The following is a 14187-nucleotide window of genomic DNA, read 5'->3' as shown; positions in this document are numbered from 1 at the left end:
AGGCCCGGACAGGATTCGCTGAACACAGGACTGGAGTTTGACCATGACATCTTCCGAACTCAGCGCAGCATCCGAGCTGATGGCCGGCCTGCTCACCGAGCCGCGCTCGCTGATGTTGCTGCTGCTCCTGCTGGCTGCCAGCATCAGCGATCTGCGCACACGGCGCATCCCCAATCGCCTGACTTTTGGTGGCATCACCCTGGCCCTGCTCTATGGTCTGCTGGCCCACCACCCCCATAGCGGCGGCTTTTTCTGGGCGCTGGGCGGCATGGCGCTGGGTCTGGTCATGATGCTGCCGCTGTATCTGCTGCATGCCATGGGCGGCGGCGACGTCAAGCTGATGGCCATGGTCGGCAGCTTTATCGGACCCGAGGCCACCTGGCAGGCCGTGATCTTTGTCTTCATCACCGGCGGTGTAGCCGCCATCAGCTACGCACTCTGGCACCGCATGGCCGGCAGGCTGCTGCGCAACTCTGCCGAGGCCGTCCAGCTGCTCTACATCAATGTCGCGGCAGGGATCGCTCCCGATGCCCGCTCCAGCTCGGCGCATTCGGTAGGCAAGCTGCCTTACGGCGTCAGCATCGCCCTGGGAACCCTGGCGTTCCTGGTCGCTCGACAGTTCACCTGGGTCTAGTCACTTACATCACGGCATAGCAGGAGCCTCCCATGAAAAACCTCAAAGCTTTGGGTCTGTTTGTCCTCGCCGTACTGGCCAGTCTGGCGGCTGCAGTCTATGCAGCCAACTGGGTCGCCCAGCGCGGCAGCCTGGACGCCGACAAGGTGGTCGTTGCTGCCACCGACATTCCACTGGGCGGCAAGATTTTGCCGAACATGCTGAACACCGTGGACTGGCCGCGGGGCTCCATACCCGATGGCGCCTTCCATGACATGCAGCAGCTGCAGGACCGAGTGGTCAAGGTCGGCGTGCTGCGCGGCGAGGCCGTGCTCGAAGGCAAGCTGGCGCCGGTCGGCACCAAGGGCGGACTGGCAGCCGTCATCGCTCCGGGCAAGCGGGCCATGACGGTACGCGTCAACGATGTGGTCGGTGTGGCGGGCTTCGCCCTGCCAGGCAACTACGTGGATGTGGTGGTCAACGCCCAGCAGGAGCAGGCCGGCAGGATGGAGGATTCGCGCCAGATCAGCAAGACCGTACTTGAAAACGTGCTGGTCCTGGCCGTGGCCCAGGAAGCCGACCGCGACGAAACCAAGCCCAAGGTGGTGAGCGCCGTCACTCTCGAGCTGAGCCCCGAAGATGCCGAGAAATTCTTATGTTCATAAATTTATGTAAACAAGGCCGACTTGTCTAGAGAGAACTATCGATAGCACGCCCCACGCCAACACCTATGTCAACAACTGGACGACTACAGCGGACTTGTTTACAAAAAGAAAATGTCGCTCGCGGTTGGAGGCGATGTGACAGTTATCGGCTCCGAACGGGCCCCGTGACAAATATCTATGATGCTGAGCGGTCCTAGAAGCAGGCTTGGCTCCTTTTCGCTTTAACGTAGGGGAGCTGCTATCGCTCCAGCCAAGCACTCCCCCATAGACAAGGAATTACGAGCCTCGCCATCGTCGGTGGCCCTGATTGACCAGCAAAGTCATTACCCCGAACCCTTTGGCATTTCCGAGCAAACTGCCACCAGTCGTTGCGCTGAACCAGATTCGATGACAAGAACCTGTTGCAGAAAGACAAGAAAGGTCAAGTGACAGCTTTGAACTTCACGGCCTTTGCAAGTAGCTGATCTTGCTCCCGTAGTTTCGGACACAGTTCAATCACTAAGTTGGCCCTCATGTGCGGGGCGACTCTGCACTCATCAGAACTCCCTGGGCGACATCATCTTCAAAATCGAATGCGGCTAGATCTCGTTAAAGTACTCGAACGAACGCGGCGATTGAGCCAGCGCCATCGGCGCATCACCTAGATCGATGCGACATATGTAGTCGCGCTTGAAGGTGTTGACGATGCTTTACGCCATGCCGTTGCTCTGCTGGCAACATAAGGCATGGTGATCGGTTTCGGGCTTTGCGATCTGCCACATAGCCGCTCCAGCAAAACGTGAACAAGTCCGAGGGACAATCTGGAGTAACTGTCACCACGAACTGAGCTAGCTAACTGTGATAGCTAGCACGGATCATGCGCCCGAAAGACAACGAGCACGGAAGAAACTCATCGGGTTTTCTTCGAAAGGGACTCCATTGTCACCTCTGTCTGTTGACGATCAATGACCGGCAGTGGTCTGTCCAGAAAATGCATATTCAGGCCCCTAAGAGCAGCGTTGTAGGCCCAACGTACGTGTCGCTGCTGAATCCTATTGTTTTCCGCTTCAAGTCTTTGTACTTTGGCTTCAAGATAGTGATTATGCTGAAGAATAACATCGATTTCTTGATCGACGATTTTAGCCGCGGCAATGGGCAAGCGTTGCCTGATTGGCTGAGCAGACAAGCTCCTCTTCCTTAGCTTAAAGGCATCAGCAATTCGGCTATGATTATTTAATGCTTGACGAGTGTACCTTTGATTTAAGCGCTTGTTGATTGATTCAACTAGCAAATCCCAACTCAACTTCCCCTCCCAACCGTCAAGAATATCAACAATTTCTTTAATATCCAGATCACTCAGATTCCGCGCACGCGACCACGACTTATCTCTCATAATCTTCATCATGCATCAGATCAATTGCACGACGCTCCATGGCTTGTTCAATCACACCTTGAGTCAGAGAATCGTCGAGGCGAATAACGGCCTGATCAGGGACATTAGGGTCATCTAGAATTGAGCAGAGGCTGTTCAATCGGTCAAGTGTCAATTGCTGATGTCTTACCCACTTGTCCGCACCATATACATCGTTACCGAGGGACTCTTTAGCATTTGCTAGCAATAATTCAGTCTCGCTTCTCAAGGCCCGAATATTTTCCTCCTTACAATCCCCCTCCCCTTTTATACATACCTGCTCATCACAGTTCATGCAGTCTTGGTGTAGCTGACATGGCAACATTGAGTAATCATGTACGCAATATCCATAAGCTGTGGTATGAGCTGTTGGAATTCTCTGCAAAGCGAATTCATCACGTCGAATTAAGGAAACCTTATGTAGACTAGTGATAGGTCCAATCGCAGCAGCCTCCCCAAGATAAGCCAAACGGATTTTTTCAGTTATTTCTCTACTTGAAACATGGTCATAGTAGCCATTTTGGTAAACATTTTTTCGACCTGACCAGCGTGCAATATCTAGCTGATCCATAAAATTAATCTGAGCAATTGTATTTAGATAGTGACGAAATTCATGTGTAGTCACCAGAATTTCACTCCCATCATCCTCGGTGAAACTATATTTCTTAAACAGATTGTTTTCGGATTCTCGAGAAATTCTATTCCCTATATCCTGCGCAATAATTTGATGAATCATGCAGCGGTAGGTAGACTTCCTAGAACTGAGCTCATTCTTTCTAACCAACATAAGAACTTCACTATATTTCAACTTACTTAATTTGTTCAAAAATGGAAAGTTTTTTGGCAACATCTTTATAATAGCCTTCTCCACATCGGAGAAATCCGCATAAAACTTATTGTCGGAATCCTTCTTAAACCTAGGTACGAAATTTAGTTTCACCCATTGGTTACCTCTATTAACATTCCTTGTTGCTTCAAAAAAAACTATTTTATCAACTTCACTCATGCTCAAGTCTCTTTTACCTCTGAGATGCTCAAGCTCAGGAGGCAAGAAAAGCTTCGACGGATTTTTTTCATACCATCTTGCAATTTCAATAGCAGGCTCACTCAAATTACGTATCCTTTTTATTGCTTCTCTCACCACGTTATACATAGGTCGGGCAATGTACTTAACCATTGGTGATCCACCTTTAGCCGGCAAGAAACGTATTCCATATACCTTATCTCCCGTCTTAGGATCTACATCATAAACTTCACATATGGATGGCAATAATGTTATCTCGACAATCCGACTTGGAGCACTGCAAAGAAGAGCACACACTGAGGAGACTAGGATGTCATCTGGAGCCTTTCCGATTTGAAAAATTTCCCCTAGTGCGTTGAAAGCGGCAGGAGAAGGTATTTTCCTCTTTCGTCTTCTCTCATATTCCTTCCCCACTCTAATCAAGTATCCCTTATCAGGCGATAACGGATTACGCCACAAGCTAGGCGCCTTGAGCAATCTGTAATCGGATGCAAGCTTATTAATTGCGCAAAGGATCCTCCCGCAATCGTATGCAGAGCCCTCGGAATAGTTAGACTTCAGTATTTGTGCAGCGTGATTCAACACAGTTTGATTAATATCATTTGGATTCGCACTTCCGGTAACGTCGAGCAAAGATAATTCCAGAACCCGAAAAGCCGCCAACATCGCATTCGATTTCCTCGTGGCGCCTAAGAAAAATTTATATATAAAGTAAGATTTAACGAAAGATAAAAGTGGCTCCGCCATAGAAACCAAACCATCATTTCTCAAATTCCTATTTTCCCAGTTCCAGAAATGGATACTTACGCGATGGCTGTCACCTTTCTTTTTCAACCATGTTGATATATCCCAAATATTGCTATAAAAATCGACATCTCCTCCCAGAGAGGACAGTTGCTCTTTGCAGTAAGCCACAAATTGCTCCAGATTTTCAAGCGTTGCCTTCTCCGATTTTGGAACGAATGGGATGACATTACTATTCATTTTTACTCTGACCTTTGAGAAACGATTCAAATACTGCGTTGGTGCCTGCACAAATTAACTACTTGAGCCACAGCAATAATTGTTCTATCATTAACGGTTGCAATACGAGCATCTATTTCTTTAAGTTGTGTGCCACGTTTCTTCAGCAAGTAATCTAATACAGCCTCATGGTCACCATCCAACCAAGGCTCAAAGCTATTACAGGTGTAGCATGCAACCGGGGCACACATATTGCAATATTCGTACTGCCCACATGACGCTAAAGGTGAGTTGCTAATCCGAAGGTCGCGGATATGACTGGATTTATCTTCTTTCCTTGCTGCATACATATCGCCAACAATAATTTTTCCTTCGAATGCTTGCGCAATGGGAGCCAACTCTAAAGCGACCGCCTTATCAATACGTTCCGCGATGTCCGGGCGTGTGTCAATATAGATGCCTGCATGTCTTGTACTCGAGTGATCTAGCAGCTCTGCAATTACTAGCAAACCGTGCCCTTCCTGAGCAGCACGCGTCGCGAAGGTTCTTCGGAATCGAATGGCGGTTATATTAATCGGCCCTCCAGTTCGTTCTGATATGACCTTTAATCTTCTCATTATTCTGTTGAAAGTTTGGCTAATTGACGACGACAAACGATGATGAGCAAACCCAGCTTTAGCCGAAGTTTTGCATTGATATCCAGGAAACAGTGGTGCTTCAAGAGGATCATCCATAATCTTTGAGAACTTAGACCGAACCGCTTCCGCGTATAAACTTACTAGTTTCCCGACAGATTTTATTAACGGCCTATTTCTAAACTCCGAACGCGGTTCACGCCTCTGCTTTGCTCGTGGTACATCAATGCTGTAATCTATCCCAGTCCCCAAATCTACAACCTTCACGTCTTTAACTTTCATTGCAGCTATCTGGACAGGCCTAGCTCCTGTCGCGATAAAAATCAGCGCCATTGTGTATGTTGTGACCGAAACTCCCCCATCTGCGTACTCTCTAGCCATTGCATTATTTATCGACTCAAACTCGAAGTCTGTAAATGGACCAGTTAAAGGATCCTTTGTAGCAACAGCCACCCCAGAATTTGGGGAATTTATTCTTATGTTATTCAATGTCGGCAGCAAATTTTTTGAGAAACCACCTATACTCAATTCCCCCCATTTTTTTAGAACAGACCTTACAGTCAAAGAAACCCTGTTATTCGTCTGTGAGAGCTTATACCTCAAGAAATCTTCACCACTGACTTCATTAATTCTCTCTCTGAACTGATATATAGAGCACAAAAATCCAACAGCAGCGTCAAAATAGAGCACAACAGTTTCCGGTCCGTTGACCATCGCAACCGATGCCATTACTCTTTTTAAGGCTCTTTTAAAGAAATCATCAGCAGCATTAATTTTCTCAAAGTTTATTTTTACGTTAGTTAACCCATCACGGTAATCCCAAAGATCAGCAGTTGCGTCAAAAATTACGCCACTTCGCGTGCGACATGCACTCGATAAGTGCCAATCATCCGGAGACTCATTATTATTTTTAAGTGCATCTTGCATACATTACTTTCCTCCGCGGGCCGGATAGCCTTACTCCTACGCCAGCACGCGTATATATTCTTTTATTCCCTTACCACAAAAAATCTGGGCGCAGGAAAACATCGCGAGTTAAAAAACTAGCGAAAAACGGTAAAGGTGTGGGGGGGAAGGCTTGACGCCTGGCAGAAGGGAATCGATACTTTGCTTGCGGACGTGGTATCAATAGGTACCCTCGAGAGGCGGGCCTTCGGGCTCGCTTTTCGTTTATGTCATGAAAGTTCCTCCGTGGTGTGCGCGCACGCAGCTGGCATTGAGAGAACCAGGGTGATGATTTGGATCTGAAGCGGTTGCAAGCAACCCAACTTAGCCTGTAGCTTGGTCAACAGGACCTGCTCATCCCGGCTAGTGGTCTCCGGTATGGGCATTTGCCGTCGGGATTGCAGCAGCACCTCATTGAGTGCAACCTGCTCTGCCTCATCCAGCTCTAATGTACGCACCAGGCGTGTGAAGAATTCTTGTTTGGGGAGGCCTCTGGAACCACGCTCCAAGGCCGAAAGATAGCTCGACTCATAGCCAAGCAGGTGTGCGGCGTCCTTTTGCATTAGCCCACGCTTGATACGTAGATCTCGCAAAAACTTACTGAACTGATTCACGGCCCCCCCGGCTTTTCAGAACGTGTACTTTTTCAGCAAGACTATTTTTATAAAGACCACACGCATCAAATACTCCCTTATTACGACCGCGGGAGACTAAGCAATCTTTTTCAGGATGTCAATGTTATTTATTGACGCACATGGATATTTGATATAGCCAGAAATCGCATATATCAAACTTTAGCATTTAAACTGTAACTTAACTTAATTGACAAACATCTATTTAAGCTTATACAGACTATAAAAATTCACCAGAAATTTGCACAAACGTGCATTTATAGGTTTATTAGAAAATTAAGCTGTGTAACAATTCCGTTGTTATAGATATTTTTTTGCTTTCGCTATTTTTGAAGCGGGGAGACTTGGTGGATTTGGTCGAAATGACCTACTCCTATCCAGTTGCTCCTCCGGCCAACGATCACAAAGACCATTGGGCAGCGCCTGCCAACAGCGATCTCGCGCCAATGCTTCAGGTCAATGTGCGACGGCACAGGAGCATCTTCTGGATGGGTGTGCCACTCGCCGACATAGTCGAGAGTTCTATCCGTATCTTCCCATCGTTGAAGAGCAATGCTTTGATGGTGATTCGCGTGCCGGAAGAATCTGAATCGGTTTCTAACATCATCCTTCGATGGAAACGTAGCTTCAGTGATGTGGATGTGAGCACCTCTCCTGTAGCCCATCAGGATCCCTCCCGCCTCTGGTTCGAATGAAGCGAGCTGTCTATATGGTGCCAAGCTTGCCAGTAGAGGATCTTCCACAAGCAGCTTTGCTTCATCATTCCCGAACGGTAGCGGGCACAGCATGTTCTTTTCCACAAGCCGGACAGGCCGGCAGACGCGCTACATCCTGATCCTTCACTCCATACACATTAGCGTTTGCCATTGCACGGGTACGAAACCGTGGACTAGTGTGCCCTCTTTGGAGCCAGTCAACGACGACCTCCATACACAAAGCTGCTGCGGACATCGGAGCGTTTACGGCGTATGGGGTGAAGCCACCACACCCGATCGATTACGCTGAGCTTCCCCTTTTAAGACAGGGTATCGCTCCTCACGGTAGTTCTTGTGCCCGGCATGCACTAGGCATCGGAAGCATGCATAAGATTCACCTTGCGTCCAGAAAGTCTGCACGCATTCGCCGTTACCACGAATCCTCACATGAACGACAGGTGTGTTGAGGCCAGATCGCACGCGCCTGGCGTTGACCATTTCACTGACCAACTCTTCGCCAGTGGCGTCAATGGCCAGGTCAAGGCCAAAAAGGTCATACACATCGCGCACGTTATCGATGCGAGCGTTGACCTTGCTATAAGGAAATTGGTGCGTGAGCTCTGAAGCTGGATCGTATTGACCCAACACACTCGAGCCATGTGCGAAGTAGCACAGCGGTCCCTTTTCATCCAAGTGTGGAACTTAGGATGGAAAGTCAGCTGATCAATCGAGAATGGTGATTGCTGGGTACTCCAAGAAATCCCAGTCCCAGATATCAAACCGGATTCTGATGGATCCCCTTTGCATTGACGCGCCCCTTCGAATGACCTGATTCTGTGCCGATTGCAGGTGGGCTTGAAACCACGTGCGCGCAGATGCCTAAGCGCCTCAGCAAGTCTTTCACCTGAGACACAGGTATCCATCATCCATAGCTGGTTGATTTCATCATAGGGCGAACTACACGCTCAGCCCCCCGACCAAGCGAATCGACTCTTCGCCACGATCAGGCATAACAAGGTCAGGTCGATGAGGAGCTCGCCTGCCAAGCGGCTCCTGAAGGAGCGCAATTGCATCCGCCTACAAGATGAGTTGACTTGAGGCACGCTGTGCGTAGCTGTAGTTGGCCAGCCAAGACGGCGGCCTTGGTGCCAGCAACTTCACGTTGAGAGGCACTCAAACGTTTATCGAAATTATCGAAACCGCCATCGATAGCCCGCTCAGCATGTCACTTCTATGAGTTGCGACAAGTCTGACTATTCTCTGCCGCTGTATGGCTCCCACACAGGATTTGCTCCAAGGAACCTTGAGGAGGTCATTGGCGCACGTTCGCAGTGAAGTCCGTAAGTGAGCACTCAAGATCATGAAGATTAATGCCATGGCATTGCTGGAGACCTCTCTGGTCTGAAAGAGCAATTCTCGATTTTTCAAATTCGGCTGTCTAGGTCTTGACGCGTGGTCGTACAGGATCACGCATACAATGAGTTACAGGTCACAAAATAGTCGGTGTACTGGTGGTTGAAATCGGACAGCTAGGTAAGCAGAAATCTAGTGCACAAACATGGGAAGAATTTGCGCAATGAACTCGAACATTTCAAGCAAAAAAGCGTGGCGCCCTGCCGAGGTATACAAGCTTATTTCTCAAATTAATAGTAAAGAAAAGAGAAATTTGCTGAGAGGTTATTGCTCAAAACCAGAAGTGGGAGCTCAAGACGCACAGTCCATTCGCAAAGGCTGCACAAGCAGAGACAGCATGGTGATTGGAGCATTGTTAAAAGGTCCCCATGGTCTTCTAAATAAGAAAAATAATAACCACAAAAAGAAAAGTGACGAAATATTCCGCACAACATCATTTCCTCCATTAATTTGGAGAAGTGAGCTTTGCTATACCCTTGGTTATATTAATTCTCACAAAAAACACGCGCTCGAACTTATAGAGCACATTCGCTCTCTTGTTTTTATCGAGTCGATGAGCTCAATAGATGCTTTGACGGCAATAAAGTCTCTTAGCGGTAAAACTGGTGCATCAAATTTTCTATCTTTTAAGCTTGCATATCTTCGCAGCGCCCGTGATTTAAGTGCTCGCGAAATGGATATTGTCAACGAAATAGAAGACGATATATCGCACAGAGAGAGTCCAGGTTTTCATTTCAGTGCCCTAGAGAATATTAGCTCGCGCATATCCCTTTTCTTGGTTGCCAGGAGAAGAGTCAGTGGACTTGTCGGTCGAGTAGAGGGGGATATTAGAAAAGCAATATCTTTAAGCAATTTTGCACCTACTCCTTTAGACTATGAAGATCTCTCTGGATATCTTCTGCGTGCGACGGAATCGAGCCTTATAGATGCAATTTACTCACTCATCGTAGTCCTAAATTTGCCAGATTATGAGCTTGCTCACATCGAGATCGAAAATAGACTTGATAGTTCAGTCAATGCGGCATTATCAGAACTAATTGCATTCTCTCAGAGCGAGAGTAATGGTGCTCTAGTAACGGAGCACTATGAAGAGAATAATATAGACAGCTACCCTACACTTGAACTTTACAGAGTTTCTGCGGCTTTCTTAGAAAGAAAAAATATAGCTGTTTTCAGAAATCGCATGGATAAAGTCATAGGTGCTCGCTTGCTTTCTGAAATTGTCGACGGAAAGATCTTTGAGATTTCTGTGCCTTTTGAAAATAAGGGTCTGCTTTTATCGCCTGATCTATCTTTTGTCGATGAGTCAATTCCGATAACACTCGATCCTTTCTATAGAACTTACCTCTTCCTACGATTCTTGGGAAACAGGTCAAATATGCTACTACTTACCAAAGATGAAATTCGTTTCATTTTTGAAAATACTGTAGGTTTGGAAGCACTTCTCACAGAGGAGGAAATGCGTGCTTTATATACAACTGCACCTGCTGAAGCGAAAAGCTTGGTTGGGGTATTGGCATTAGCACTCTATCGAAAAAAGTCTGTAGACCCGGATGTAGATTTTGAATTCAGAACAGATCTTGTATCTCACGTAAAAGCCGAGCACAAAGGAGACATCCTCAACTTTATTGAGTATTTGCTTAATGACTCCCCTCAAGTAGCCAATTATATTGTTGGCAGTCTCGATGAAGTGACACTTGAAAAGCTTTATTCACTGATAAAGAACGTATCACAAGCATCGAGTGTACGAAGTGATATTCTGCGAGCCGTTGGTCACAAACTAAATCGAATTGAATATTTTATTGAAGCCGATTCTATTACAACTAGAACAAAAGTCGCGAAGCTTCAACAATACTTCGACAGTAGCCGGATGTATGTGGATAGTGTTGCAATGAAGAAATGGCTTGACACTAACCCCACCGTTTCTACAGAGCAATATCGCTCACTATATCCCCAGGTAGAGGCCGAGATATCCTCACTCGGAGGAGATAACGCTAACGACGAAGGCATTGTAATAATTCGACTTAACAGTCAAAACGAGTATTTAGTTACTCAAATCGCAGAGGATGCATTCGAACAATTTTGCTTAAACCCAGAATTCGGTATTCAGTCGTATCTTGGCCGAAGAATACGACACAATACGTTGGATGGAGTGACAACAGATTCAATAGATTCTGTTCTAACGAATCCTCAGTACACGGCGGTAATGACCAACGCAAATATGCGAAATACCGTCGCAGCGTGGATGGAATCCTATCGCGGAATTATCACAAAACTAAAAAAAGATTATCTTCAATTTAAATCAAATTCCTCGTTATTCCGATCAACGTTAGACCTAGAAGACTCTGTCACTAAGGAGAATTTGAGGAGCCTTGTAAACACACTGCGAACAGCAGGTGGTCGAGAGTTAATGAATGAGCTGGTTATAGCATATTGCTGGAATCAGATTGGACCACAGCTTGAAAATGCGGCAAGGTTCATTCGCACAACGTTATTGCGCGAAGCTAATGCGTCAATTGACAAATATTTTTCAGGTTTCTACGGAATACTTGAAAACAAGATGAAGGCCGAGCTCCATGAGGCAGTCAATGATATTTTCAAGAAAGTAGCCGACTGGTTCCAAGTTCCCCAAACCGGATATATATCAGCATCGGTTAGAGAACTATGTGAAATTATCAGCAATGATCTAAATCGAACGCTCCCTCTGACCTTCAGCGGAAATTCGGTGGAAACCAAATATACTGGAATTAGTGTGCATCGTCTCTACGATTGCGTAGCCGTACTTCTGCAAAATGCTGTCAAGCATGGGGCTGGCGATGCCCCAATTCAAGTCGTCGTAGACTCGAATCCGATAGGAATTTCCACCGCCCTAGAAAGTGTAACAGTCGATATCATTTCGTCTGTGCCAAAAGATAAATTCTCTGAAACACAAGATCGCATTATGAAGGCAGTTAATGCGATTGAGACCAGCGCAGATATGGTCACAGAAGGCTACACAGGTATCAAAAAAATTAAGTTCATCACACGCACTAGTGAGGGCTATCACACCTTGCGATGCAGCCCCGATCCTACGGATTCGAGAATTAGCTTAGGGTTCTCAATCAGAGGGGAATTGGCTGCGCAAAAGAACGAAACAGAGGAGAAACCATGAAACTTCTACTTGTTGAGGATGAACCTCATAAGCGTGACGAGTTAGTCGAGTGCATTAATGAAGTTTTTCATGCAACCCCTGAGATCGTTGATGGCGTCAGTCAGGCGGTTCTTAACGTTATGAGCGAAAAGTACGATTTAATCGTACTGGATATGGCTCTCTCTACTTTTGGAGAAAGTGCGGATGATCGACAAAAAGGTCATGATCAAGCTCAAGGTGGCATTGAAGTCCTCAGAGCGTTAAAACTCAAAGGTGGAGTGACAAATATAATTATTGTTACTCAATATCCTGATTTTTACATCGGTGGCGCCAAGGTAAAACTAAAAGACTCACCCAAGATTATTAAACAAAAGTATAGCCAAAATGTTATCGGGGCCGTTCTTTATCATTACAAATCAAAGGCAACTCTTCAAAAAATAAAATCTATACTGAGAGCCAGTCTATGAAAATTCTGCTGATTGAGGATAATGAGAAGAAGCGTCGCGTTATTTCCAAATATCTGGAATCCAAAGGCATATCAGCCAAGGACATCTTGTACGCGAAAACAATGACGGATTTTTCCGCTCATTTAGGCTCAGAAATTGGATTGTTTATCATTGACTTCTATCTTCCATATGTAGATGGGGGAGAGGCTCAGCCTAACGGAAAGGCTATTCTTCAGTCAATAATTAAGGCTGGCAAGGTCGATGCCCTCTTGCTTGCAATCAGCTCGCACCCGGATGAATTTCCCGAGCTAAGAAGCATGTATGAAGCGAATGGCTGTATCCTGGCAAATTATGAAGATAAGCGTAGTTGGCAATCTACCCTCGACCACTTACTTGTTCAGTTGCGCAAGAATACTCGATTTGATTTTGTTGTATTTTGTGCTTTGCAAGAAGAAAGAAACCCGTATGCTACGCTGCTTAATTGCCAACCAGTAATTAGAGCAGGTATTGATTGCTTAGATTTCACACTTGATGGACGCCGCGGAACGGCAGTATTACTACCGCAAATGGGGCTAGTCAATGCGGCCATAACTGCGGCTATTTGTATAGAGCGATTTCGGCCAACCTTAATCGGCATGAGCGGTATCTGCGGTGGCTTTGAGAAACGTACGAATCTTGGACAATTGCTTATATCAAGCATGTCATACGAATATCAGTCAGGAAAATGGTCATCTGATGGGTTCCTACATGAGCCTTATCAAGTCTCTACCGATCACCTGACTCTCGTGCGTCTGAGGGCACTTGCGGCCTCAAATCAACTTGTTAGCAGCCTTGAGGCAGGATTTACTGGCGAGAAACCAAAAGTTGAAACCTCACCGGAGGTATGCATATTCACAAGTGGATCCGCGGTAATAGCAAGCGATACTTACTTGCAGCAAGTAGCATTGATCCACCGTAAAGTAACTGCGCTGGATATGGAGGTCTATGCTATACAGCGTGCAGCGGAATTATCTACATGCACGCCAGCCTGCATATGTGCAAAAACCGTAGTCGACCTTTGCGGAACTGAGAAGAATGATGATTTGCATGCTTACGGAAGCTTTATATCTGCGAACTTCATGATATCCGCATTCAAAAAACATTTTGAGGCCACCAAATGAAAATCGATGCCGTTAGTCTTGCCAATTCCGCTATAGCTCATTATAGGAAGAAGGCAGATCACAATAAAAGGGAGTCACTATTTTGCTTCTCAATCATTGTTTTATTTAGTTTGCTTAGCCCTATGTTTGTGATGCTCGGAGAAGGTATCGTTATGGGGAAAATAATCCCCTCAAGCCTATCTCTAATAGTTGCCGCAAGTACTGCATGGCTACAACTCAGGAAGCCACAGCATCTATGGGCAATTTATAGAGATAGCCAGAAGAAAATTGAAGATGTGCTATGCAAATACAACTTCAATCTCGGAGAATTCAATGGCACTGAATCAGATAACAATCGTCTACTGGCTGACTCGACTCGTGCAATCGCCTGGGATACACATAATCGATGGCTTCCATTAGTCCCCAATCCTGAATCAGTAATGAAAAAAGAATCTGAACATACTACCTAAATTCCAGATTAATTCTGTATTTTCATA

General features: G+C 46.2%; 11 protein-coding genes and 2 pseudogenes. 6 read left to right on the top strand and 7 right to left on the bottom strand.

What is annotated here, in order from left to right:
* Window positions 1–43: 43 nt before the first annotated feature.
* Entirely contained in the window at window positions 44–634 is a 591-nt protein-coding gene (locus F0P97_RS11785; RefSeq protein ID WP_182286857.1) for an A24 family peptidase, read from the top strand.
* Window positions 635–666: 32 nt separating this feature from the next.
* Window positions 667–1263, top strand: a pseudogene (gene cpaB, locus F0P97_RS11780) (Flp pilus assembly protein CpaB); the annotation flags it as partial.
* Window positions 1264–1859: 596 nt separating this feature from the next.
* On the opposite strand, the pseudogene F0P97_RS27535 reads toward cpaB, so the two are convergent.
* The 7 genes and pseudogenes from F0P97_RS27535 to F0P97_RS28010 form a co-directional block, all read right to left on the bottom strand.
* A pseudogene (locus F0P97_RS27535) lies at window positions 1860–2023 on the bottom strand (IS3 family transposase); the annotation flags it as partial.
* A 144-nt stretch (window positions 2024–2167) separates the two neighbouring features.
* On the bottom strand, window positions 2168–2662 hold the full coding sequence (locus tag F0P97_RS11775; RefSeq protein WP_232538214.1) for a hypothetical protein: 495 nt from the start codon (window positions 2660–2662) through the stop codon (window positions 2168–2170).
* On the bottom strand, window positions 2640–4676 hold the full coding sequence (locus F0P97_RS11770; protein ID WP_182286856.1) for an integrase: 2037 nt from the start codon (window positions 4674–4676) through the stop codon (window positions 2640–2642). Before F0P97_RS11770 ends, F0P97_RS11775 begins: the two co-directional genes overlap by 23 nt.
* 26 nt (window positions 4677–4702) lie before the next feature.
* Complete coding sequence (locus F0P97_RS11765; protein WP_182286855.1) at window positions 4703–6217, bottom strand: site-specific integrase; 1515 nt, start codon at window positions 6215–6217, stop codon at window positions 4703–4705.
* Between the two features lie 248 nt (window positions 6218–6465).
* On the bottom strand, window positions 6466–6849 hold the full coding sequence (locus F0P97_RS11760) for a helix-turn-helix domain-containing protein (protein WP_182286854.1): 384 nt from the start codon (window positions 6847–6849) through the stop codon (window positions 6466–6468).
* Between the two features lie 341 nt (window positions 6850–7190).
* On the bottom strand, window positions 7191–7532 hold the full coding sequence (locus F0P97_RS28015; RefSeq protein ID WP_420093912.1) for a Mov34/MPN/PAD-1 family protein: 342 nt from the start codon (window positions 7530–7532) through the stop codon (window positions 7191–7193).
* Window positions 7533–8005: 473 nt separating this feature from the next.
* Window positions 8006–8485, bottom strand: a complete 480-nt coding sequence (locus tag F0P97_RS28010) for a hypothetical protein (protein ID WP_420093911.1) — start codon at window positions 8483–8485, stop codon at window positions 8006–8008.
* Window positions 8486–9138: 653 nt separating this feature from the next.
* Here F0P97_RS28010 and F0P97_RS11750 point away from each other — a divergent pair.
* The 4 genes from F0P97_RS11750 to F0P97_RS11735 are packed head-to-tail and all read left to right on the top strand — an operon-like array spanning window position 9139 to window position 14160.
* The gene (locus F0P97_RS11750; protein WP_182286852.1) at window positions 9139–12126 is read left to right on the top strand and encodes a hypothetical protein; all 2988 of its coding nucleotides are present in this window, start codon (window positions 9139–9141) and stop codon (window positions 12124–12126) included.
* A complete protein-coding gene (locus tag F0P97_RS11745) occupies window positions 12123–12572 on the top strand; it encodes a response regulator (RefSeq protein WP_182286851.1) in 450 nt (149 codons plus the stop codon). Before F0P97_RS11750 ends, F0P97_RS11745 begins: the two co-directional genes overlap by 4 nt.
* Complete coding sequence (locus F0P97_RS11740; RefSeq protein ID WP_182286850.1) at window positions 12569–13711, top strand: nucleoside phosphorylase; 1143 nt, start codon at window positions 12569–12571, stop codon at window positions 13709–13711. The genes F0P97_RS11745 and F0P97_RS11740 overlap by 4 nt, the downstream gene beginning before the upstream one ends.
* Window positions 13708–14160 carry a DUF4231 domain-containing protein gene (locus F0P97_RS11735; protein WP_182286849.1) on the top strand — a complete coding sequence of 151 codons (453 nt, stop codon included), beginning with the start codon at window positions 13708–13710 and terminating at the stop codon, window positions 14158–14160. The genes F0P97_RS11740 and F0P97_RS11735 overlap by 4 nt, the downstream gene beginning before the upstream one ends.
* Window positions 14161–14187 lie beyond the last annotated feature (27 nt).

It is taken from the genome of Comamonas testosteroni, from assembly GCF_014076415.1.
Classification (GTDB): domain Bacteria; phylum Pseudomonadota; class Gammaproteobacteria; order Burkholderiales; family Burkholderiaceae_C; genus Comamonas; species Comamonas testosteroni_F.
The sequence above is the reverse complement of the archived record's forward strand: the minus strand, read 5'-3'. Positions and strand labels throughout refer to the sequence as shown.